This is a genomic window from Flavobacteriales bacterium (assembly GCA_020635795.1).
Lineage (GTDB): Bacteria > Bacteroidota > Bacteroidia > Flavobacteriales_E > Vicingaceae > Vicingus.
Map to the genome: position 1 here is coordinate 1,271,788 of JACJZD010000001.1, position 23,195 is coordinate 1,294,982.

Annotated in this window: 23 protein-coding genes and 1 riboswitch; of the genes, 22 read left to right on the forward strand and 1 reads right to left on the reverse strand. The window is 33.2% G+C overall.

Annotation, left to right across the window (positions count from 1 at the left end; all coding sequences use genetic code 11):
- Window positions 1-261 precede the first annotated feature (261 nt).
- A complete protein-coding gene (locus tag H6589_05645; protein MCB9174072.1) occupies window positions 262-1,002 on the forward strand; it encodes a hypothetical protein in 741 nt (246 codons plus the stop codon).
- Between the two features lie 51 nt (window positions 1,003-1,053).
- Here the strand turns inward: H6589_05645 and typA are convergent, their stop codons facing one another.
- Window positions 1,054-2,817 (reverse strand): translational GTPase TypA, encoded by a 1,764-nt coding sequence (gene typA, locus H6589_05650; GenBank protein MCB9174073.1) that lies wholly within the window; start codon window positions 2,815-2,817, stop codon window positions 1,054-1,056.
- Between the two features lie 556 nt (window positions 2,818-3,373).
- Here typA and H6589_05655 point away from each other — a divergent pair.
- From H6589_05655 to H6589_05755, 21 genes are all read left to right on the forward strand, one after another.
- The gene (locus H6589_05655; GenBank protein ID MCB9174074.1) at window positions 3,374-3,730 is read left to right on the forward strand and encodes a helix-turn-helix transcriptional regulator; all 357 of its coding nucleotides are present in this window, start codon (window positions 3,374-3,376) and stop codon (window positions 3,728-3,730) included.
- Between the two features lie 30 nt (window positions 3,731-3,760).
- Window positions 3,761-4,498: a gliding motility protein GldN gene (gene gldN, locus H6589_05660; protein MCB9174075.1), complete on the forward strand. Its 738-nt coding sequence runs from the start codon at window positions 3,761-3,763 to the stop codon at window positions 4,496-4,498.
- A gap of 98 nt (window positions 4,499-4,596) precedes the next feature.
- Complete coding sequence (locus tag H6589_05665; GenBank protein ID MCB9174076.1) at window positions 4,597-5,634, forward strand: quinone-dependent dihydroorotate dehydrogenase; 1,038 nt, start codon at window positions 4,597-4,599, stop codon at window positions 5,632-5,634.
- A 137-nt stretch (window positions 5,635-5,771) separates the two neighbouring features.
- Window positions 5,772-6,623 (forward strand): hydroxymethylglutaryl-CoA lyase, encoded by an 852-nt coding sequence (locus H6589_05670; protein ID MCB9174077.1) that lies wholly within the window; start codon window positions 5,772-5,774, stop codon window positions 6,621-6,623.
- Between the two features lie 9 nt (window positions 6,624-6,632).
- Entirely contained in the window at window positions 6,633-7,010 is a 378-nt protein-coding gene (locus H6589_05675; GenBank protein ID MCB9174078.1) for a hypothetical protein, read from the forward strand.
- A 58-nt stretch (window positions 7,011-7,068) separates the two neighbouring features.
- Window positions 7,069-7,256, forward strand: a riboswitch (cobalamin riboswitch).
- A gap of 117 nt (window positions 7,257-7,373) precedes the next feature.
- The gene (locus H6589_05680; GenBank protein MCB9174079.1) at window positions 7,374-8,372 is read left to right on the forward strand and encodes a DUF4465 domain-containing protein; all 999 of its coding nucleotides are present in this window, start codon (window positions 7,374-7,376) and stop codon (window positions 8,370-8,372) included.
- Between the two features lie 65 nt (window positions 8,373-8,437).
- Window positions 8,438-9,415 (forward strand): T9SS type A sorting domain-containing protein, encoded by a 978-nt coding sequence (locus H6589_05685; protein ID MCB9174080.1) that lies wholly within the window; start codon window positions 8,438-8,440, stop codon window positions 9,413-9,415.
- 138 nt (window positions 9,416-9,553) lie between these two features.
- Entirely contained in the window at window positions 9,554-11,434 is a 1,881-nt protein-coding gene (locus H6589_05690; GenBank protein ID MCB9174081.1) for a TonB-dependent receptor plug domain-containing protein, read from the forward strand.
- Window positions 11,435-11,437: 3 nt separating this feature from the next.
- Window positions 11,438-12,487 carry a DUF5074 domain-containing protein gene (locus H6589_05695; GenBank protein MCB9174082.1) on the forward strand — a complete coding sequence of 350 codons (1,050 nt, stop codon included), beginning with the start codon at window positions 11,438-11,440 and terminating at the stop codon, window positions 12,485-12,487.
- Between the two features lie 45 nt (window positions 12,488-12,532).
- Window positions 12,533-13,219, forward strand: coding sequence for a diphthine--ammonia ligase (locus H6589_05700; GenBank protein ID MCB9174083.1), 687 nt, complete (start codon window positions 12,533-12,535; stop codon window positions 13,217-13,219).
- 176 nt (window positions 13,220-13,395) lie between these two features.
- Window positions 13,396-15,189: a TIGR04141 family sporadically distributed protein gene (locus tag H6589_05705; GenBank protein MCB9174084.1), complete on the forward strand. Its 1,794-nt coding sequence runs from the start codon at window positions 13,396-13,398 to the stop codon at window positions 15,187-15,189.
- Between the two features lie 154 nt (window positions 15,190-15,343).
- Window positions 15,344-16,039, forward strand: a complete 696-nt coding sequence (locus H6589_05710; GenBank protein MCB9174085.1) for a class I SAM-dependent methyltransferase — start codon at window positions 15,344-15,346, stop codon at window positions 16,037-16,039.
- A 2-nt stretch (window positions 16,040-16,041) separates the two neighbouring features.
- Entirely contained in the window at window positions 16,042-16,476 is a 435-nt protein-coding gene (locus H6589_05715) for a VOC family protein (GenBank protein MCB9174086.1), read from the forward strand.
- Between the two features lie 74 nt (window positions 16,477-16,550).
- Complete coding sequence (locus H6589_05720) at window positions 16,551-17,204, forward strand: transposase (protein MCB9174087.1); 654 nt, start codon at window positions 16,551-16,553, stop codon at window positions 17,202-17,204.
- Window positions 17,182-17,763 (forward strand): HutD family protein, encoded by a 582-nt coding sequence (locus H6589_05725; protein MCB9174088.1) that lies wholly within the window; start codon window positions 17,182-17,184, stop codon window positions 17,761-17,763. Before H6589_05720 ends, H6589_05725 begins: the two co-directional genes overlap by 23 nt.
- Window positions 17,763-18,617: a hypothetical protein gene (locus H6589_05730; GenBank protein ID MCB9174089.1), complete on the forward strand. Its 855-nt coding sequence runs from the start codon at window positions 17,763-17,765 to the stop codon at window positions 18,615-18,617. Before H6589_05725 ends, H6589_05730 begins: the two co-directional genes overlap by 1 nt.
- 55 nt (window positions 18,618-18,672) lie before the next feature.
- Complete coding sequence (locus tag H6589_05735; protein ID MCB9174090.1) at window positions 18,673-19,974, forward strand: serine hydrolase; 1,302 nt, start codon at window positions 18,673-18,675, stop codon at window positions 19,972-19,974.
- Window positions 19,975-20,011: 37 nt separating this feature from the next.
- On the forward strand, window positions 20,012-20,686 hold the full coding sequence (locus tag H6589_05740) for a spondin domain-containing protein (protein MCB9174091.1): 675 nt from the start codon (window positions 20,012-20,014) through the stop codon (window positions 20,684-20,686).
- Window positions 20,687-20,752: 66 nt separating this feature from the next.
- Window positions 20,753-21,967 (forward strand): class I SAM-dependent rRNA methyltransferase, encoded by a 1,215-nt coding sequence (locus H6589_05745; GenBank protein MCB9174092.1) that lies wholly within the window; start codon window positions 20,753-20,755, stop codon window positions 21,965-21,967.
- Between the two features lie 34 nt (window positions 21,968-22,001).
- On the forward strand, window positions 22,002-22,499 hold the full coding sequence (gene tpx, locus H6589_05750; protein MCB9174093.1) for a thiol peroxidase: 498 nt from the start codon (window positions 22,002-22,004) through the stop codon (window positions 22,497-22,499).
- Window positions 22,499-23,131, forward strand: a complete 633-nt coding sequence (locus tag H6589_05755) for an MOSC domain-containing protein (protein MCB9174094.1) — start codon at window positions 22,499-22,501, stop codon at window positions 23,129-23,131. Before tpx ends, H6589_05755 begins: the two co-directional genes overlap by 1 nt.
- Window positions 23,132-23,195: the final 64 nt, after the last annotated feature.

A 23,195-nucleotide genomic window follows, 5' to 3' on the forward strand; every position in this document is an offset into this window, starting at 1 on the left:
AAAAAACTACCGTTCAAGGAAAAACCAACTCATTTAGTATTTGTAATGTTTATTCTTTTATCTTTGATTTAAAACTTTAAAACAATGAGATTTTTTTTTATTCTTTTAATATACTCATTTACCTCCTCAGTTATCTTTGCCCAAGATTATATTATCATTAATGGCAAAGACACTATTAATTGTAAAATAAATCTAATAACGTCAACTGAGATAAATTTTACCGTTATTCAAAATAACATACCAATAAATTCCTCTATATCAATGAGTAATGTAAACTCATACTATAAAAACAACAGTATAGATGATAAAGACACTTCGCTTGAACAAACTACAGAGAGTTATAATTCGGAAGAATATGTAAAAGTGAAGACAGAAAAAGTTAAAGCTCCAGAAGTTATTTTTGATAGGTTTAGAATCAATGCAGAATTTGGATCAGGACACCTAGTCGCCGACATAGACCCAAGTGCCCCTCAAGAAGTAAAAACTTATTACGAACAATTAAAAACCGGAACTCATTATTCGTTTGGGGGGATTTATTTTCCAAAAAAGAGCTATGGAATTGGTGCTAAATTCTCCTCTTTTTACACTAAAAATCAAATGCAAATTACTGTTTTTGATTTTTATGGAAACATTATTAATGGCACTATGAAAGATGAAATATCTATTAGATATTTTGGAGCGTTTGTTGCCGCTCGTTCTTTAGCAAGAAATAAAATCAGCGGGTTTTATTTTGAATTAGGTTTTGGAAAGACCATCTATGAAAATAAAGCAATGTTTATTGATAATTACACTATTAATGGAGATAAAATTGGGATTGATTTTACAATTGATTACGACATTAAAGTAGCTAATTCATTAGCCATTGGTTTAGGATTAAACTACAATATTGCTGTTTTAGATAATATAACAGTAAATGGAAGGAAATATGTTTTAAGTGGTAATGAAAAGGAAAATATTTCGAGACTTAACTTTATTGTTGGATTAAGATATTTAATTCCGTAATAGCACTAAACTATCAAACAAAAAAGCCTTCTTTCGAAGGCTTTTTTTTTCTTACTTAATCTTTCTCATTCTCAAACTTAGCGGTGTTACTTCCAAGTATTCATCAGCTTGAATGTATTCCATTGATTCTTCTAGCGAGAATTTGATTTTTGGAGCAATTTTAGTTCCTTCATCCGAACCAGAAGCACGCATGTTGGTTAATTGTTTTCCTTTAATTACGTTTACTTCTAAATCGTTATCACGAGTGTGCTCTCCAATTACTTGTCCTTTGTACAAGTTTTCACCTGGATCAACAAAAAATCGTCCTCTATCTTGTAAACGGTTAATAGCAAAAGCTGTTGCAGGACCTGCCTCCATAGAAATTAACGAACCTTTGTTTCTTTCTGGAATAGGACCTTTAAATGGACCATATTCTCTAAAACGGTGAGTCATTACAGCATTACCAGCAGTAGCCGTAAGCATGTTGTTTCTCATTCCAATCAATCCTCTCGAAGGAATATCAAATTCTAAATGTTGTAAATCGCCTTTAGGCTCCATTACCAACATATCACCCTTACGCTGAGTTACAATATCAATAGCTTTACTTGCATACTCCTCTGGCACATCAATAACCAATGTTTCAAAAGGCTCGTGTTTAACCCCATCAATTTCTTTATAAATTACTTGTGGTTTACCAACTTGTAACTCATAACCTTCTCTACGCATGGTTTCGATAAGTACCGATAAATGCAATACGCCACGACCAAAAACATTAAATTTATCTTCAGAACCAGTATCTTCAACACGTAAGGCTAAGTTTTTCTCTAATTCTTGATACAATCTATCTCTTAAGTGACGAGACGTAACAAATTTACCTTCTTTACCAAAAAATGGAGAATTGTTAATGGTAAACAACATGCTCATTGTTGGTTCATCAATATCAATTCTTTTTAACTCTTCTGGGTTTGTAACATCAGCAACAGTATCTCCAATTTCAAAATCATCTATACCAACAATCGCACAAATATCACCACTTCTTGCTGTTTTTACTTTTGCTCTACCCATTCCTTCGAACACGTACAACTCTTTAATTCTAACTTTTTTCTTGATTCCACCTTTTTTACATAAGATGTAATCTTTATTTTCTTCTAAATCGCCTCTAAAAATACGTCCAATAGCAATTCTACCTACAAACTTAGAGAAGTCTAAAGAGGTTATTTGCATTTGAGGAGTACCTTCAAAATAAGGTGCTTCTGGAATGGTTTCAATAATAGCATCCAATAAAGGAACAATGTTATCTGTTGGTTTTTCATGATCAGTACTCATCCAACCTTGTTTTGCCGAACCAAAAATGGTTGGGAAATCCAACTGGTCTTCAGTAGCACCAAGGCTAAACATTAAATCAAATATAGATTCTTGAACCAAGATTGGCGTACAGTTTTCTTTATCCACTTTGTTTACGACCACAATCGGCTTTAAACCCAATTCCAAGGCTTTACCCAATACAAATCGGGTTTGTGGCATTGCTCCCTCAAAAGCATCAACCAATAACAACACGCCATCAGCCATTTTTAATACTCGTTCTACTTCACCACCAAAATCGGCGTGACCAGGAGTATCAATAACATTAATCTTAACACCATTGTATTGCACACTCACGTTTTTAGCCAAAATGGTAATACCTCTTTCACGCTCCAAATCATTGTTATCCAACAACAACTCCGTACGTTCAACTCTGTCGTCTAGGGTTTTACATTGGTCAATAATTTTGTCTACCAAAGTGGTTTTACCGTGGTCAACGTGGGCAATAATTGCAATATTTCTGATTGATTCCATATATTTTTTTTAAGGCTGCAAAAGTAACATTGTTTTCTATACTAGAGCCTTTTAATAAATTATATTTTTTATGTTTTACAGGGATTAACAAAAACACCTGTAAAGTCTAATGTATTTTACTGAAAATTAATACACCATTTTACTCAAAAAATTAAGCTACTATTTATCGAAAAAAATATCCTTGTAGCTATTTTTTAATTTCCATTTACCACCTAAAAATTACTCAGGTTGACCTAAAAATTTGAACACTTTGTATAGCTGTTTAAGTTTGTAAACTTTACCTAAATTTTACAATTGTAACCACAATATTTAACGTAAACATCCTAGAAACTTCTATAATTTTTTACAGATGTAACCAAAAACAAATAGCTATTTTATATTTTGAATTTAATTAATTGTTAATCTGTATTTTATATTTAATTATCTAATGTTATTGGTTAATCAATACTCTATATAATATTAACTATTTACATTTGTAAATTAACATTATTCAATTATTTGTTTACATTTGTAATAAATTCATTTGTTTACAATTGTAAAAGACAAAAAAAATGCCATGGAATTAACCGAAAGATTACAATACATCATGAAGTTAAATAATTTATCCGCTTCAGAATTTGCCGATAAAATTGAAGTGCAACGCTCCAGTATTTCGCACATCTTTTCAGGTCGAAATAAACCAAGTTTAGAATTTATCCAAAAGGTATTGGTTGCCTTTCCAAAAGTGAGTCCGGAATGGTTAATTTCTGGAAGCACTTCAAACGAATCTGCTTTACCTGAGAAACAAGAAGTAAAAATTGAAGTAGTAGAAAAAATTACACCCACTCCTACTCCAACCAACATTAACGGTAAACAAGTAAAAAAAGTTGTCATTTTTTATACCGACAATACTTTTGAGGAAATCTTAAATTAAAATTCTTAATTTAGACTACAATTCATTCTTATGAAGAATCTAAATTTAATAATCTTTAGTTTTTGCTCTCTTCTTCATATTAATGCAAATTCTCAACACATTCTTACTCCAACCAAAATAAAAACTATAACTGAACAACCACAAATAAGAGCTTCAGATATATTATGGCACAAACGTATTTGGAGAGAAATTGATTTAAAAGAAAAACAAAACGAACATCTTTATTTCTCTAAAAATAATCCGCTACCAAACAATTGTCTTTTCGATATATTACTCCACTTTATTAATAAAGGTCAGTTAATTGCTTATAGTACAAAAGATGACAGCTTTACTAAAGAGCTTTCAATTGAAGATATAAAATCTCTCTTACCCTCAAACTTCAACAATAAAGATGTAGTAAAAATTTGGCTAAAAGAAGATTGGATATACAATTCCCTATATTCAAAAATCGAAGTCAGAATTACTGGAATATGTCCTGTAATATTAAATAGAGATGAGAAAGGTGCTATCACTGGTTACAAGCAACTTTTTTGGTTGTATTTTCCTAATGTAAGAACAGTATTAGTAAACTTTGATGCTATAAAAACAGAAGAAACAACTACCTCTTTTGATGATATTTTTATTCATCGTATGTTTAGTAGTTTTATAATTAAAAGAAAATCAGAAGGAAACAATTATACTAAGCAAAATTTACTTGATGAACAATTAGACTTAGAAAGATCAAAAATATACCAATTTAATGAAATTAATGATTCATGGGGTGATTAAACATTTTCTTAAAACGCTGTAATTTGATGTTTACAATACTTTTGAGGAAATTATTAAAAGCTAAAAAGCTTTAGTAACTTTGTCGAAAAGCATTTTTAATGTACAAATTTCTCATCAAGCCTGTTTTATTTTCTTTTCAACCCGAAAAGGCTCACTACATCGCAACAGGCTGGTTAACATTTTTCTGTAAAACACTTGGTTTATCCTCCTTAATTAGAGGTTTATACAGTTTTCAAAACCCTAAACTGGAACGAAAATTATTTGGATTAACCTTTAAAAACCCCGTAGGTTTAGCTGCAGGTTTCGATAAAGATGCTCGTTGGTTTAACGAATTAAGCAACCTTGGTTTTGGCTTTATTGAAATTGGTACACTTACTCCAAAAGCTCAAATTGGCAATCCACAACCACGTTTATTTAGAATACCTGAAGACCAAGGCTTAATTAACCGAATGGGGTTTAACAATCTTGGAGCCGAAGACGCTATAAAACGACTAAAAAACCGAAAAACCAACATCATTATAGGTGGAAACATTGGAAAAAACACTGCTACTAGTAACGACGACGCTCTAGCTGATTATATTTTTAACTTCAACACCCTACACGATTACGTGGATTACTTTGTGGTTAATGTAAGTTGCCCGAATGTAAAAGATTTAACCAAACTGCAAGACACTCCTTTCCTACTCTCTTTATTAGGAGAATTGAAACAAATCAACTCCACGAAAACAAAACCTAAACCTATTCTGTTAAAAATTGCTCCCGATTTAAACAACGGTCAACTGGATGAAATTATTGAAATTGTCGCCCAAACCAAAATTGACGGCATTATTGCAACCAACACCACTACATCTCGCGAAGGATTAAAAACCGACCAAAAACGAATCGAGGAAATTGCTAATGGCGGACTAAGTGGCTTGCCTGTAAAAAACCGTTCAACAGAAGTTATCCGTTATCTTGCAGAAAAATCGAACAAAGCTTTTCCTATTATTGGTGTTGGCGGAATTCATTCACCAGAAGATGCAATAGAAAAACTAAACGCAGGTGCAGATTTAGTACAAATTTATACAGGATTCATATACGAAGGTCCAGGTTTGATAAAAGCAATAAATAAAAGAATTTTAAAACAACAAAACTAACCACATAGTTACATAGAAAATGAAGTAAAACATAAACAATCATAGTTATCCCGATAAATCGGGATAAAACCTATGTAAACTATTTACTATAATAAAAAAAAACTATGTATCTATGTGGTTGAAAAACAAAACAATAAATGGTTAAACTGATTGAGTGTCCGCGTGATGCCATGCAAGGTTTGCATGATTTTATACCTACCGAAACAAAGGCAGCATACATCAACCAATTGTTAAAAGTTGGTTTCGATACGATTGATTTTGGAAGTTTTGTTTCTCCAAAAGCCATTCCTCAACTTAGAGATACTGCCGAAGTGTTGAATCAATTGGATTTATCCACCACAAAAAGTAAACTTTTAGCCATTATAGCCAATACCAGAGGTGCTGAAGATGCTGTAAAATTCGAAGAAATCAATTATTTAGGCTTTCCTTTTTCTATTTCTGAAACCTTTCAACAACGCAATACTAACTCAAGCATAACACAATCGTTAAAAACTGTTGAAGACGTTCAAAACCTTTGTGTAAAACACAATAAAGAAATGGTGGTTTATATTTCGATGGCTTTTGGAAACCCTTACGGAGACGACTGGAATAGTGATATTGTTATTGAGTGGACCAAAAAACTTGCTGATTTAGGCATTAAAATTATTGCGTTATCCGATACCATAGGAGCTTCAAACAGAGAAAACATTAGCTATTTGTTTAAAAACATTGTTCCTGAATTTAACCATGTAGAAATTGGAGCGCACTTACACACTACTCCAACCACTTGGTACGAAAAAGTTGATGCAGCTTACCAAAACGGATGCAGAAGATTTGATGGTGCTATAAAAGGTTTTGGTGGCTGCCCCATGGCAACCGACAAACTAACGGGCAACATGCCAACTGAGAATATCGTCAGTTATTTAACTGAAAATAAAATAAATACAACTATTAATCTGGACGAATTTAACACTTCAATACTTGAAGCAATAAAAGTTTTTCCTCAATAAAACAATATTATGTTAGCAAACGAATTTAGCGAAACCTGTTTTCAATACGAAAACTTTATGGTGTGGGACATTGAAAATGTAGATGCCTTTTTTAAAGGAAACGAAGTGCTAAAAACCATTTTTGAAGATTGTTACAAAATACCGTTCAAAGATTATAAAGAGCGTAGAACCGAAATTCAGGAAACAGACTTACAAATGATGACCAAACTACTAAATTACGTTGACGATAAACATTTTTTTATATTTACCATTCATGATGAAAACCACATGGAATTAGTAAAAATGCAACGTTCAAAAATAATGGACTTTGGTTTAAATATTGAAGACATCAGGAACGATCATGTTTATGTAATGATTATGGATAAGAAAACTGCAAGCTTTAGTTAGTTCATAACATCGTTGATAACCTTTTAAAAATCATATTTTTTTATAATTCATTTTATTCTACATTTGTACCGTTATTGGTTTTCAGAACTAAGCATTCTGGAATTAATAGGGAATTAGGTGTAAATCCTAGACTGTACCCGCAGCTGTAAACTCTAGTAGTTTTCACAATTAGCCACTGATTAATACTCGGGAAGGCGTGAAAATAAGGAGTGAGTCAGAAGACCTGCCTATAACGTTGAATACCTCTATGGGTATTTAGCTAGCTTTCGGGAAAAAAGGCAATTTGGTTATCATCACATTAACTATCATTGTTTACATCCCGGTTTAATTAATTTATTGTTTAACTCATTTAAAATTAAACCGATGAGAAAAATTTACAAACATTCCATTATTTTGGGATTAGGATTAATGTTGTCCTCAACTAACATTACAGCACAAACAGCCGATTTTGAAAACTTAACCCTACCAGCCGAATCCTATTGGGATGGCTCAGATTTAAGCGGTACACACAACAATGGAGAATTTCACTCTGAATTTACCAGTGGTGATTTTACCTTTCCGAATGTTTTTGATACCACTTGGGGTGCTCCAGGTTATTGGTTAGGAGGTTTTGCCTATTCCAACATGACTGATACAACGACTTCGGGTGTTGGAAATAAATACAGTGCAAAAGCTGGTAGTCAGATTGGTTCTCCAAATTATGTAGTAGCCTCAAATAATTCATCTTTTAAATCAACACAAGGCATAGATATACTTAGTCTCGAAATAACAAATTCTACATATGCCTACAATAGCATGAGAGATGGAGATGCTTTTGCTAAAAAATTTGGAGGTCCAACTGGCAATGATCCCGATTGGTATAAAATCAATATAAAAACCTATTTTCAAAGCACTTTAATTGATAGCTTGGATTTTTATTTAGCCGATTTTCGTTTTGCAGATAATTCTCAAGATTACATAATAAAAGACTGGCGTAGCTTATGGATTAGTTCGTCTAATTTTAATGTATTTGACAGCATATACTTCGAACTCAGTTCCTCAGATGTTGGCATGTGGGGAATGAATACTCCTGCATTTTTCTGTATGGACAATTTAAATATAATTATTACTTCGATTAATGAATTGCCAAAAGACAATTTTTCTTTCTACCCCAACCCAACTACTTCTGTTTTAAACATTAAAAGTGTTGAGGCAATTGAATCGGCAAAGGTTATTGACATTACTGGTAAGACTATATTAACGGTAGCTGGAAACAACCAAAATCTAATGCAAATTGGTGTAGCAGAACTGAATGCTGGAGTTTATTTTATTCAATTAAGCTCTAAAGGAACAACTAGTATACAAAAGTTTATAAAACAATAAAAAGTCTTCGACAGGCTCAGACTGACATTTTTTTGTCACACTAAGCTTGTCGAAGTGTTTTAATTATGAAACCAACATTTTTTATATTTATTCTCTTTTGTAGCAACTTGTTTGCACAAGGTCCTTATGCCCCAGCGGTTGGCCAAGCAGGAACAACTGCAATCCATAAAGATTCAACTGTTTTTACCGCTTGGGCAAGTAATTGTGAGTTAATTAGAGGTTGGCAAAACATTGCGGACACCTCTTTAGGTAAAACAACCATTGGCAACGACACTTCAGCTACGGGTAAATCTGGCGTAAATGGCTTGGTCAGTTTAGGTGATGGAGGCATGGCTACATTAACATTTAACGGTTTTATTTACAACGATGTAGGAGCTGATTTTGCGGTTTTCGAAAACTCTTTTGATGGTATGTTTTTAGAATTGGCTTTTGTAGAAGTAAGTTCTGATGGTATTAATTTTTTCCGTTTCGATGCTTTTTCGCTAACGCAAGACACCCAGCAATTAGACAACAATGCCAACATGGACGCGACCAACATTCACAATTTGGCAGGTAAATACAGAGCCAATTACGGCACTCCGTTCGATTTAGATGAACTTTCAGGTATTGCAGGATTAGATATTTCAAAAATCACCCACGTTCGTATTATTGATGTGGTTGGAAGTATAAACCCATTATTTGGAACTACCGATAGTCAAAACAATAAAATAAACGACCCTTTCCCTACTTCTTTTCCTTCAGGTGGATTTGATTTAGATGCTGTTGGAGTTATTCATTATTCAACTACATCTGTAGAAGAATTGTTTGCCGGTCAATTTAATGTTTATCCAAATCCATTTAAAGACATTATACACATTGAGAATAAGTCAATTACCGAAATCAACTACCAGCTTACCGATATTTACGGAAAGGTATTGATTTCAGAATCTGCATCAACTTCCAACTTCCAACTTCCAACTTCCAACTTCAGTAAAGGTATTTATTTTCTAACTATTTCTCAAGGCGACAAAAGAACCACCCAAAAACTTATTAAAACAAAATAACTACATAGAATCATAGCATTAATGCTGAAAAAGGTTGACATAGAAATTATATTTTTAAACATAGCTCAAAAACTATGTTTAAAGCAAGGCTTCTATCTCTTTTCTTTCAGAAACAATCAATTGTATAAAAAAAACTATGTGGTTAAGAAATTATTCACCATTCTACTTTTATTATTCAGTCAATTTATTTTTGGTAATACAGACAATATTGACACGCTTACTGTGAGTGAGTTTGAACTGGTTGATTACAAAATACCCAAGCAATACAAAAAAACAACATTCGATAGTATTTCTATTCAAGAAAGCACCAATTTATCGGACTTGATTCAGCAACACTCCTCTGTTTTTATTAAAGATTACGGACCAAGTTCTTTATCGTCTATTTCCTTTCGTGGAACAGGAGCATCACACACTCAAGTGCAATGGAATGGTATTTTATTAAACTCACCAATGTTGGGTCAGGTTGATTTTTCGTTGTACCCCACCATATTTTTTAGCGGAGCAGAATTACACCATGGTGCAGCAGCCATGATGGATAGAAATGGTGCTTTGGGCGGTAGTGTACTACTAAAAAATGATAAAAACTTTGACGGTAAAGATGCTGTACTGTTAAAACAAAGTATTGGTAGTTTTAATACCTACAGAACAGAAGCATCGGTTAGTTTTCATCAAAAAAAATGGTTGCTCGAAACCCAATTGTTTTACGCCAATGCTAAAAATGATTTTGAATTTAAAAACATCACCAAAAAAAACAACCCCGTTGAGCATCAAAAAAATGCGGAATTACTACAATATGGTATTCAGCAAGGTATTTACAAACAAACTAAAAACGGAAGTTTTGGTGGTAGAATTTGGTTGTTTGATAGCAACAGAAATCTAGCTCCTGCCATCACAAAAGATTCTGTTAGCGAAAACCAAAAAGACCTCTCTATTCGAGCAATTTTAGAATACAAAAAAACACGAAACAATTGGAATCATCAAATTAGTTCGGGGTTAATAAAAGACCGATTAATTTACGAAGACATCAGTGCTAAAATATATTCAGAAAGCAATACTTATTTGTTTGATAATTTGATAAATACACAATATTACCTAAACAATAAAATCACCTTTTTAAACAGCATTAACTTAAGGTATGAAACGGCAGAATCTGCTGGTTATACAGCACTAAAAAACCGACTACAAAGCAGCTGGATGATTGGAGCAACGTATTCCTTAAAACGATTACAGCTAAATGCCTTTAACCGCTTTATTATACAAGCCAACGAGTTTAACCCAATAGCACCAAACATTGGTGGGAAATTCCAATTGTTTGCCAAAGAGCAGTTTTTTATCAAAGCCAATGCAGGAATAAATTATCGCTACCCAACCTTAAACGATTTGTACTGGAATCTAGGAGGAAATACAGACCTTAAACCTGAAGAAGCCCAAATGGTAGAAGCTGGTTTTACTTACACCAAACCTATAAACAATACCGAATTAAGTCTTGACGCCATTGTGTTCTACAACGATGTAAACAACTGGATTATTTGGCAGCCTACAACAGCTAATTTCTGGAGCCCAAGCAATTTAAAAGAAGTAGTAAACAAAGGTGTTGAAGCTACTTTTTCGAGTACCACAACACTAAAAAACTTTTCGTTAAAACAAAGTATAAATTATGCTTACACGGCTTCAACAAATATTAAATCAAACAACGAAAGCGATTTGTCCGTCAACAAACAGTTGATTTATGTACCCTTTCACAAATTCAACTACACGCTTTCGGCTAAATACAAAAACACCAGTATTTACTACAATTACAGCTATACAGGCATGCGTTTTATTACTCCTGATAACAACTGGTATTTGCCCGAAAACTTTTTGCACAATGTGAGCATAAGTCAAGCGTTTAAGCTTAAAAAATTTACCTTAACCAGTTCATTTAAAGCCAACAACCTTTTAAATCAAGACTACCAATCGATTGCTTACCGAGCCATGCCTGGTAGAAATTATTTATTTTCATTAGCCGTTTCGTTTTAAATGTTGAAACAACTACTACATATCAGTTTAATAATGTTGCTGTTTACAGCATGCACCAAAGAAGAATTTGGTCCACAATGCTTAAATTGTGATGAAACACCTATTACACAAACTTCTGCAACCGATGTGCTAATTATCAACGAAGGTACTTTTGGCTGGACCAACGCCTCCATTTCACTTTACAACAAGAATACCAACAACGTAAACCAAAATGTGTTTAAAAACGCTAATAACGGTTTAGGTTTAGGCGATGTTGCTCAATCGTTTATGCAAATTGGCAGCAAAGGATACATTGTGGTAAACAATTCCAACAAAGTTGAAGTGGTTAACATGAGCAACTTTACCTCTGTGGCAACCATTACAGGCTTTAATTCGCCACGCTACATGCTGCCAATAAACACCAACAAAGCTTATGTAAGCGATTTGTATTCCAACTCTATACAAGTAGTGAATTTGGCTAGCAATACCATTTCAAAAAGCATTTCTGTTTCGGGCTGGACTGAACAAATGGTATTGTTTAACGATACCGCATACGTGTGCGACATGACCAACAACAACATTTTAATCATCAACACCATTACAGATGTGTTAGTGGATAGCATTAAAGTGGGTAAATCGCCCAACAGCATCGTATTGGATAAAAACAATCAATTATGGGTAATGTGTAGCGGTGGTTTTAGTGTAGAAAACCCTAAACTCATTCAACTCAATCCTGCCAACAGAAGCATAACTCAAACCCTAACCTTTCCAAACATTGCCGATTCGCCAGGCTCGTTAACCTTAAACGCAACTAAAGACGTGTTGTATTTTCTGAACTCCAACGTTTATCAAATGAGCATTTCGAGCACCGCTTTACCTTCTTCGGCTTTAATTGCAAATAGCGGTAACATTTTTTACGGTTTGGGCGTAGACCCCAACAACAATGATGTATATGTGTCTGATGCCATTGATTATGTACAAAATGGAACCGTGTTTCGATATTCGTCATCAGGTAATTTAATTCATCAATTCACCGCAGGTGTTATCCCTGGCAATTTTTGGTTTATAGAGTGAGGCAGGAAGTTGGAAGTCAGAAGACCGAAGTTAGAAGAAAAAATTATGAACAATAGAATACCCATAGTAATGTCGTGGAGCGGCGGAAAAGATTCTTCTTTTGCCCTACACCACTTGTTGAACAGTAAAAAATATGAGGTTAAATATTTGCTCACCAACATTTTCAAACCCAATAAACGGGTTTCGATGCACGGTGTACCCGAGCATTTGGTTGTGGCACAAGCCAAAGCCATAGGTATTCCACTAAAAATTATGTACATCGAAGAAAAAACGCACGCCGAGTACGAAACCAAAATGAAAGCTTTGCTACTTAAATTTAAAAAGCAAGGCATAAATACCGTAGCGTTTGGCGATATTTTTTTGGAAGATTTAAAAGAATACCGCGAAAACAAAATGAACGAAGTAGGCATGACCGCTCTTTTCCCTTTATGGAACAAAAGCACCAACAAATTAGCTACCGATTTCATTAAAAAAGGCTTTAAAACACACGTTTGTTCTATCGACAACAGCAAAATACCCAAACATTTAATTGCAGTAGATTATACTGCCGATTTTCTTAAACAATTACCCAAACAGGTGGATGTTTGTGGCGAAAATGGCGAGTTTCATACCTTTTGTTACGATGGCCCTATTTTTAGCTACCCTGTAAAGTTCGACCAAAACGGTACGGTTTTAAAAACCTACGAATTGGGTGACAAAACTTACGAATACACCTTTAGCGATATTTATTAATTTTTTAGTTATCTCCCTCCCTTTTTTTTAAGTATAAATACTTAATTTACAAACTGTTAATAAAGTTTAATAAGTTTAAAAATTAATCATTAAGTTATTTTTTACTTTTGATAAGCACATTTTATGTTTATGTGTAGAATAACATATTTTCTTACTTTATCTTTCAAATTGTATTTATGGCATTAGAGAATATAAAATTTAATCTTAAAATTTTTTCAATCGATAAACTATATTATGAATTCCAAGGTAAGAATAATGACGAAATAATTGATATTATTAAGGAAAATCACAAAAACCAAATACATGCTAAACAAACTGATTTTTCAATTGTAAAACCATCTTTAGAAAGTTTTGAAACAGGAGATTTTAAATTTTATACCTATTGTTATAATCAACCAAAAAATCAAAATTATTGGAAATTATTTCTTCCAGAGGAGTTGATAAAAGAACAAAATTTTGATGTTTTAGAATTTTCATTTGTGCTTTTTATCATATATAAGAGTAATATTTATTGTGTGATTGGAGGTAGTGGAATAAATGTAATTAAGAAATTTATAGACCCTTACTTCGGGATTGATTTATATCAATACTTTGCCAAACCAAATGATGATATATCTCTAGTAATGAATACAAGAGGTGTAACTGGAAATTTATCTGAAAGATCTGACACCTATAATTATAACCAATCTGTTAATGATTCACTAGACTACTCAGAAATACCTAAGAAAATAAAAATAATAGTTAGAAAAGACTTGCGAGAAGGTATTTTTAAAAAATATAAATTAAGCAACGATATGGCAATTATGGAGATAGGGTCATATTTCTGCTTAAAAAAGAAACTTAATTTTGAGGAATTAAAACAATTAATCGTAGATATCCATGCTATAAAACAAGACAACTCTAATTATACTCAACTTTCTCTTTTTAACAAAGTTAGTGATGAGAAACTACTAATTGAATTAGATAATTACTTAAAAGACCGAATTGTTGAAGACATTCTTCTACATTCAAATAATAATAAACTGTATCTATTAAATGATGATATAATAGAATTAGTAAATAATAATAAAATTGAAAAATTCTATGAATGCGATAAATTTAAAATACGCTTTAAAAAGAAAAGAAAAGTAAATGATCAAGTTATTAATGATAGAAATAATTTATATTATGAGTGTACTAGATTCATATATAATGATATTGATAATATTAATGATAGATTTAAAATTAAAACTGATTTATTAAGATTAAGTATTACAGGTATAATCAATGAAAAGGAATCAACATTTGGAACCTTCTATTCACACATTAATGCTGAAATTCCATACCAAAATAAAAAATATTTTAGAATAGATAATCAATGGTTTTATCTCGAAAATAAATTTATTGAGCAAATAAAAAAAGAGGCTATTAATTATTTTCAACTTTACAAATTGGAAGAAAAAATATTAAATGCTTGGCACGAAGATTTGGATGAAGATTCTTATAATAAATCACATAATCACCAAAACTATTACGTATTTGACAAAGTTATAAAAGAAAATATAGAGCTTTGCGATATATTGTATATTAATGAGGATAATCTATATTTAATCCATGTAAAGGACGAATTTAACACACAGATGAGAAATCTTTCCAGTCAGATAATTCTCTCTGCAAAAAGATTATGGAATGATCTAAATAATATTTCTGGAAGTAATTATTTTATAAAAACAATAGAATTATATAATCTTAGAAATCCTAAAAATAAGTTGGATGCTCAAGATCTTTTTGATAAAATTTCAAAAAATAAATTAAAGGTTAATTTTGTTATGGCATATAATAATCGTGCCTATAAAAATAAAACATCTATTGAAAAGATTGAAGTTAGTGAATCTAGTATTGCTAAATTTTCAGTTGTACAAACAATTAAAGAAATTTTGGTTTTTAAAAGGTTTTTAATTAAAATAATTGATATCTCGGAAATAAAATAATTGCAACAAGAATAATTATGCTCTCATCTATCGCAGCCATCCACTCCCTTCTGCTCCCGCAAGGCTCTACCTTGTGGTTTTTATAACTAACCCAGGAACAAGACGCTCGCGGTAGCACAAAAAATATTATTTTAGTTTTGTAAAAAAACAAACCATGAACAAACTACTACTCATCATCTTAACCACAGCATTAATCGCTTGTAAAAACGAACACCAACACCACGAGGCAGAACACGAAGAACATGCTCACCACGACGGGCACAACAGTGCTAACGAACACATGCACGAAAACTCTACCCAAGAGTTGATACAAAGGTTTGACTCGCCCGAACGTGATGCTTACCAACAACCAGCTAAAGTACTGGAGTATTTGGGCAACCTAAAAGGGCTTAAAATATTAGACATTGGTGCTGGCTCGGGTTATTTTAGTTTTAAACTGCTTAACGCTGGTGCTACCGTAATTGCTGGCGATGTAAACGAGGAGTTTTTAGCTCACATCAAACACAAAAAAGAAACGGAATTCGACAACAATGCTAACCTAGAGTTACGCAAATTGCCTTTCGACTCACCTGCTCTACAAGCACAAGAAGTAGACAAGGTACTGATTGTAAACACTTACCACCACATCGAAAACCGAGTGGCTTATTTTAGTCAAGTGCTAAAAGGCTTAAAACCCGGTGGCGAATTGGTAGTTATCGATTTCTTTAAAAAAGAATTGCCTGTTGGTCCGCCTGTAGACCATAAAATTGACCAAGAAACGGTTAAAAAAGAGCTGACCGAAGCAGGTTTTACCAACATCGAAATCAATACCAATTTATTGGAATACCAATACATTATTAGAGCCAAATAAGCATGCAACCCATTATCGACCACATACAAATAACCGTTAAAAATCTTAAAACTGCCGAGTTGTTTTACGACAAACTCATGCCTATTTTAGGTTTTGACATCGCCAAAAAATCGAAAGGAACGGTTAAAGCACACGATTTTGAAGTGGTAGAATATTTTCATCCCTTGCTCATTTTTGCCATCAACTCGCCACGAGAAGCATTTAAAAACGATACCATTCACCGCCGAAAACCTGGAGCATTACACCATTTGGCTTTTAAAGTAGGTTCTAAAACAGAAGTGGATGAACTTTATCCCTTAATTAAAAGCATTGGAGCCGATATTGTCAATCCGCCACAACTTTACCCACAACACGGCGAACATTACTATGCCCTTTTCTTTAAAGATTTAGAAGGCATTAAGTATGAAATTGTGTACGATGCTGGTAGAGACGCATGATTATGCGTCTCCAAACAAAGGAGACAGATAATAAAACAAACGAGACAGATAATCATCTGTCTCTACGGTAAAAAATGGAAAAATTTCAAAACAAATATCGAATTCCTTCAGCCCGTTTAAAAGGGTATGACTACGGATCACACGGTTTGTATTTTGTTACCATTTGCACCAAAGAAAAAATCCATTATTTCGGAAACATCGTAGAGACGCATGATTATGCGTCTCCAATCATTGATACCAACCCAGTAGAGACGGACGATTGTCTGTCTCCAAACAAAGCCAATTTAAAGACAGATAATTATCTGTCTCTACAGGAACATAAAAACATCAAACAGACGCATAATCATGCGTCTCTACGGGAAACGGAAATTGGAAAAGTTGCTCGTGAATTTTGGCAACAAATCCCTCAACATTTTCCTTTTGTTGAATTGGACGAATTTATTGTAATGCCCAACCATGTTCATGGAATTATATTTATTAATAAACCAGAAGAAACAACATGGATTCCAAATAATTTTGGCTCACAATCACGAAACCTTGCCTCAATTATTCGGGGCTATAAAGCATCTGTAAAACGATTTGCCAACCAAAACAATATCGAATTTGATTGGCAAAGTCGCTATCACGACAGAATAATTAGAAATTATAATGAATTAGATAATATTCGTGAATACATTATTAATAACCCAATAAAATGGTCTACCGATGAATATTACGATACTATCTAAATCAGACTACATCACCTCAAACTGGTCGGGCGGTAGCACCACTCAATTGTTTATTTCTCCAGCAACGGCTTCTTATGCCGAACGCAACTTCGATTTTCGGATAAGTTCTGCCAAAGTTGAAGTTGCAGCATCTACATTCACCCAGTTACCCAACATAAACCGTAAACTAATGGTGTTAGAAGGTGAAATAACCGTAACACACGAAAATCACCACAGCAAAACCCTAAAACAATTTGATACCGATACTTTTAGTGGCGATTGGAAAACAACTGCCATAGGTACTTGTACCGATTTTAACTTAATGACAAAAGAGTGCATTAACAGTGAATTGAGTTATTTATCACTAGAAGCCAATCAGAGTAAGAACATTGAACTCGACAATACTTTTGATACCGTTTGTTTTTATCTACACTCGGGCAGCTTAATTGCTGAAATCAACAGCAAAATGTACGAGCTTAAAAAAGAAAGTTTACTGGTTTTAACCAACGTAAGCAATTGTTCCTTTCTTTTGCGGGCACACAAACGTAGCAATGTTATTATTTCAAAAATAAGCCACTAATGGAAACTGTATTGCAATATTTAATTGATGTTTTATTGGCTACACTCACACATTTAACCATATTGCTAGCTCCAATTATGTTTCTGGGGTTAATTATGCACCTTATCTCACAGCAAATCGAAAAACTAACCGTTGGTATTATTGGTATGCCGGGGTATTTGTATTTGTTTGGCTGGATTGGTACAGCAGTACATGAACTCGGGCATTTAATTTTTGCTTTACTTTTTGGGCATCAAATTTCTAATGTAAAACTGTTTTCGTTTAATGCCAATAACCCACAGCAGGGGTATGTAAAACACAGCTTTAACAAGAAAAACATTTACCAAAATTTGGGTAATTTCTTAATTGGTATTGGTCCAATTTTATTGGGTGGTTCTGCCCTATTTATTATTGGTTATTTAATTTTTGATTTAAAATTCAACGACATCATAATCAACAATATAAAACTATCTGATTTAAGTATTACTGAAAGTATATTTCAAGTATTTTCTTCTATTTACGATGGACTAATGAGCACCATAAAAGCCATTATAAACCAAGAAAATGCTGCTTGGTGGAAGTACTTATTATTCTTCTATTTATTGTTCTCAATTGGCAGTGCCATTTCTTTGAGTCAGTCCGATATAAAAGGCTCTTTTTCGGGCTTGTTATTGTTTATTGCTTTAATCCTTTTACTTAACCTTAGCACCCTTTGGGCAGGAAATTTTGTTACCGTATTGTTTACCAAAATATCGGGCTTGTTTTCAGGTTTTTACTTAATGTTGTTGCTTTCCATCGTATTTAATCTAGGCTTTTTGTTGCTACTATGGCTGGTTGGAATGCTAATTCCTGCAAAAAAAAGTCAAAAAAAGTAATCGAATAATATCTTATATTTGAAGTTATAAGCAATTATTATTCAAACAGATACACATGGAAAAACTGTACTTCCTACTTTTAGTTTTATTTGTAACCAACAAATCTACCAACGCTCAAACGCTTTATTTTCCTCCAAACACAGGTAATACATGGGATACGATTGCACCATCATCGTTAAACTGGTGTCAAGATAGTATTGATGCCTTGTACCAATATTTAGACACATCACTAACCGATGCTTTTATTGTATTGAAGGACGGCAAAATTGTACTGGAAAAATACTTTGGCAACTATACAGCCGATAGTTTACACGTTTGGTATTCGGCAGGCAAAAGTTTAAGAGCTACATTGGTTGGCATTGCTCAAAAAGATGGTCTGCTTAACATTAACGACAAAACTTCCGATTACTTAGGAACTGGATTTACCAGCTTAGCCATTCCTCAAGAAGATAACATTACCATTTGGCATCAACTTACCATGACAACTGGCTTAGACGAAAACAATTTTTCGTGTACCTCTCCAAGTTGCTTAACCTATGTTGCTGATGCAGGAACCCGATGGGCTTACCACAATAGTCCTTACAATCTATTAGAGAACGTTCTTACCACTGCTTCTGGTCAGGGATTAACCGTTTATACCAATCAAAAAATTAAAAACAAAATTGGTATGAGTAGCGGCTTTTGGTTTCCGTTTGGAGACAATAACTTCTATTTTAGTAAAGCACGAGACATGGCTCGTTTTGGCTTGTTAACTTTGAATAAAGGAATGTGGGGCTCAACAGTTGTACTAGACGATTCGTTGTATTACTATCAAATGCTCAACAGCTCGCAAAATATAAACCCTGCTTATGGTTATTTGTGGTGGTTAAACGGAAAATCTTCGTTTATTGCTCCAGGATCAACTACATCTTACCCTTTTGCCATTGCTCCAAACTCCCCAGCAGACATGTTTACTGCTGCTGGCTCGCAAGGACAATACATCAGTATTTCGCCAAACCAAAATATGGTGGTAATCAGACAAGGAGAAGCAAATGTTAATGATTTGGCTTCTTTTGCTTTATTGGATAACGTTTGGTTTAAATTAATGAACATGTCTTGTGGCACAACCAACATCAATAGTTTTGATGTAGATAAAATAAACATTTATCCTAACCCTGCCAACAACATGCTTTATATTAAAGGGTTAAAGCAAACAAACGGTGAGATAATAATTACTCTGACTGATGTTACTGGAAAAATAGTAAAAACAGTCAAAAATCAAGTTGAATTACAGCTCAACAACCTTGAAAAAGGCATTTACTTTTTATCCATAACAGGCAACAACTTTAAAAAAGTAGAGAAAATTGTGTTGCAATAATCTACCTTTACCTACGTTTTAGACTAAAAAATACAAAATGACTTTGAGAAAATTTCTTGTAGTATCAACACTCTTCATAACCATAGCAAGTTGTAAAAAGGATGTAAAAGAATTACCCAACGATTTAAAAACAACTAACTACAAAGTAACTTTTAATATTAATTGGAACAGTACAGATTACCCCATTGATTATCCAACAAATGCTCATTTTTCTAAACTCATTGGCTGGACTCATCAAGCCAATACCGAATTTTTTAAGGAAGGTACATTAGCCTCAGAAGGTATTCGTAAAATGGCAGAATTGGGAGCTACTACTCCACTCGACAATGAAATAAATCAGCGAATTACCACAGGAGAAGGCTTACATTTATATATTGGCAACAATCTAGGTTCAGGAGTTGGTCAAATAGAACAACTTGTTACCGTAGATAAAAACCACACAGCTGTTACTTTAGCAACCATGCTAGCTCCAAGTCCCGATTGGTATTTGGCAGTTGTAAACATTAATCTTTTTGAAGATGACGCATTTGTAAATTCCAAAAGTGTTGTAGCTTATGTTTATGATGCTGGAACCGACGACGGCACAACATACAATTCTGCCAATACAAACACTTATCCTCGTAGAGCCATTTCTTATTTTGTAAGTGCACCTCTTGGTAACGATACTGTTGTATCTCCAGCTATTGCAACCGTTACTTTTACTAAGCAATAATAAATCATTCTAATCGCTTACTTTCTTGGGGCATTTTGCTTTTCTTTGCAACAAGTTTAAATAACTATGGAACTACCAACTATTGTACTGAGTAAAGACAAAGAAAAATCGATTGAACGCAAGCATCCTTGGGTTTTTTCTGGTGCTATTCACAAAATAATTAACGAACCACCGCAATTACCAGAAAATGGCGAATTGGTTAAAGTGGTTGATTCTAAAAACTTGTTTTTAGCTTTGGGTCATTTTAGTGATGGGACAATAGCGGTGAGGATTATTTCTTTTATCGAGCAAGAGATTAACCAAGACTTTTGGAACAAAAAAATTAAAGCGGCTTATCAAGTTCGAGAAAGCTTAAACTTAACCAACAATCCAACTACCAATATGTATCGTTTAATACATGCTGAAGGCGATGGCTTACCAGGTTTAATTATTGATTATTACAACGGAACAGCAGTTATTCAATGCCACAGTATTGGCATGTACAACTATCGAAACAATATAGTTGAAGCATTAAAAAAAACCTATCCAAAAAAAGATTTAATTGCTATTTATGATAAAAGTGCTGAAAGTTTAGCAAAAAACAATCCCGTATCAAGTACGGGACAAAACAGCTTTACTAACGAATACTTGTATCAAGCCAGCGAACCCAATTTGGTTGGATTAGAAAACAACTGTGCGTTCAATTTAGATTGGATTAATGGTCAAAAAACAGGTTTTTTCTTGGATCAACGTGAAAACAGAAAGTTATTGGGTGAGTTTTCTAAAAACAAAAAAGTACTGAATACCTTTTGTTATTCTGGCGGGTTCTCAGTTTATGCTTTAAAAGCTGGAGCAAAATTGGTTCATTCGGTTGATAGTTCACAAAAAGCAATAGATTTAACCAATCAAAACATCACGTTAAACAAATTAAAAAATCACGAATCCATTACATCTGATACTTTAAGTTTTTTAAAACAAAACACCGAAGATTACGACATTATTATATTAGACCCTCCCGCTTACGCCAAAAGCCAAAAAGCAAAACACAATGCGATACAAGGTTACAAGCGTTTAAACGCTATGGCATTAAAACAAATTAAATCAGGTGGAATTTTGTTTACTTTCTCTTGTTCACAAGTTGTAAACAGAAAATTGTTTTACGATACTATAATGGCTGCAGCTATTGAAGTAGGAAGAAATGTAAAAGTTTTACACCATTTATCACAACCAGCCGATCATCCCGTAAGTATTTTTCATCCTGAAGGAGAATACTTAAAAGGTTTGGTATTGTTCGTGGAATAACTAATTTTAACAATATAAAAAAATAGATAACAAAATGACTCAAATTACTTTAAAAGGCAACACATTAAATACAATTGGAAGCTTACCAGCAGTTGGTTCTGTAGCAAAAGATTTTAAATTAACAGCAACAGATTTAAGCACTAAAACCTTAGCCGACTTCAAAGGACAAAAATTAGTATTAAACATTTTTCCAAGTGTTGATACTGGAACTTGTGCTGCATCTGTAAGAAATTTTAATAAAGAAGCTGCCAACCTAACCAATACTAAAGTGCTATGTATTTCAAGAGATTTGCCATTTGCACAAAAAAGATTTTGTGGTGCTGAAGGAATTGAAAACGTGGTAATGCTTTCTGATTTTAATACGGGTTCTTTTGGAAAAGACTACGGTTTAATTATGATTGATGGTGCTTTAAGTGGATTACTATCTAGAAGTATTGTAGTAATTGACGAAAATGGCGTGGTAAAATATACCGAGCAAGTAGCTGAAACAACTGAAGAACCAAACTATCAAGCAGCATTAAACAACTTATAATGAAAATTGTTTCTACTAATATTGGAAACAAAGTTTCGTTCGAATGGAACGGAAAAACGGTAGAAACGGGCATTTTTAAAAAGCCAGTTAATGTTCCTATCTTTTTAGGTAAAACCGATGTTGAAAAAGATGTAGTTTGTGATAGAGAAAACCACGGTGGAATTGACAAAGCGTGTTATTTTTATGGAGCCAATCATTACTCTTTTTGGAAAGAAAAATATCCAAACCTAAAATTTGAATTTGGGATGTTTGGCGAAAATATTACGCTTGACAACATTGACGAAACCATTATTCGAATTGGAAATATTTATCAAGTTGGAAATGCCATTGTTCAAATTTCTGAACCACGAATTCCCTGTTTTAAATTGGGACACAAGTTTAACGACCAATTGGTAATTAAAGAATTTATAAATTCATCCTATTCGGGTTTTTACGTTAGAATTTTAAAAGAAGGCACTGTAACTGTTGGAGATGAATTTAAACTAATCGAACAAAATAATAACGATTTTTCGGTTGAAGATGCCTTTAGTTTATTGTCGTACAACAAAAACAATCAGCTTTTATTGGAAATGCTAAAAAATGAACCCTTATTAGGTAATGAGTATAGGAAATCAATATTAAAACGAATTTAATTTAGTTTTCATTTTAAAAACTATTTTATTTACATAAATTGACATCAATTCTTTTTAACAAGTG

Excerpts from the sequence above, each read along its gene's own strand:
- H6589_05645 (MCB9174072.1), top strand. The coding sequence starts at position 262 with ATGAGTAATGTAAACTCATACTATAAAAACAACAGTATAGATGATAAA.
- typA (MCB9174073.1), bottom strand. The coding sequence starts at position 2,817 with ATGGAATCAATCAGAAATATTGCAATTATTGCCCACGTTGACCACGGT.
- H6589_05655 (MCB9174074.1), top strand. The coding sequence starts at position 3,374 with ATGGAATTAACCGAAAGATTACAATACATCATGAAGTTAAATAATTTA.
- gldN (MCB9174075.1), top strand. The coding sequence starts at position 3,761 with ATGAAGAATCTAAATTTAATAATCTTTAGTTTTTGCTCTCTTCTTCAT.
- H6589_05665 (MCB9174076.1), top strand. The coding sequence starts at position 4,597 with ATGTACAAATTTCTCATCAAGCCTGTTTTATTTTCTTTTCAACCCGAA.
- H6589_05670 (MCB9174077.1), top strand. The coding sequence starts at position 5,772 with ATGGTTAAACTGATTGAGTGTCCGCGTGATGCCATGCAAGGTTTGCAT.
- H6589_05675 (MCB9174078.1), top strand. The coding sequence starts at position 6,633 with ATGTTAGCAAACGAATTTAGCGAAACCTGTTTTCAATACGAAAACTTT.
- H6589_05680 (MCB9174079.1), top strand. The coding sequence starts at position 7,374 with ATGAGAAAAATTTACAAACATTCCATTATTTTGGGATTAGGATTAATG.
- H6589_05685 (MCB9174080.1), top strand. The coding sequence starts at position 8,438 with ATGAAACCAACATTTTTTATATTTATTCTCTTTTGTAGCAACTTGTTT.
- H6589_05700 (MCB9174083.1), top strand. The coding sequence starts at position 12,533 with ATGAACAATAGAATACCCATAGTAATGTCGTGGAGCGGCGGAAAAGAT.
- H6589_05705 (MCB9174084.1), top strand. The coding sequence starts at position 13,396 with ATGGCATTAGAGAATATAAAATTTAATCTTAAAATTTTTTCAATCGAT.
- H6589_05710 (MCB9174085.1), top strand. The coding sequence starts at position 15,344 with ATGAACAAACTACTACTCATCATCTTAACCACAGCATTAATCGCTTGT.
- H6589_05715 (MCB9174086.1), top strand. The coding sequence starts at position 16,042 with ATGCAACCCATTATCGACCACATACAAATAACCGTTAAAAATCTTAAA.
- H6589_05720 (MCB9174087.1), top strand. The coding sequence starts at position 16,551 with ATGGAAAAATTTCAAAACAAATATCGAATTCCTTCAGCCCGTTTAAAA.
- H6589_05725 (MCB9174088.1), top strand. The coding sequence starts at position 17,182 with ATGAATATTACGATACTATCTAAATCAGACTACATCACCTCAAACTGG.
- H6589_05730 (MCB9174089.1), top strand. The coding sequence starts at position 17,763 with ATGGAAACTGTATTGCAATATTTAATTGATGTTTTATTGGCTACACTC.
- H6589_05735 (MCB9174090.1), top strand. The coding sequence starts at position 18,673 with ATGGAAAAACTGTACTTCCTACTTTTAGTTTTATTTGTAACCAACAAA.
- H6589_05740 (MCB9174091.1), top strand. The coding sequence starts at position 20,012 with ATGACTTTGAGAAAATTTCTTGTAGTATCAACACTCTTCATAACCATA.
- H6589_05745 (MCB9174092.1), top strand. The coding sequence starts at position 20,753 with ATGGAACTACCAACTATTGTACTGAGTAAAGACAAAGAAAAATCGATT.
- tpx (MCB9174093.1), top strand. The coding sequence starts at position 22,002 with ATGACTCAAATTACTTTAAAAGGCAACACATTAAATACAATTGGAAGC.
- H6589_05755 (MCB9174094.1), top strand. The coding sequence starts at position 22,499 with ATGAAAATTGTTTCTACTAATATTGGAAACAAAGTTTCGTTCGAATGG.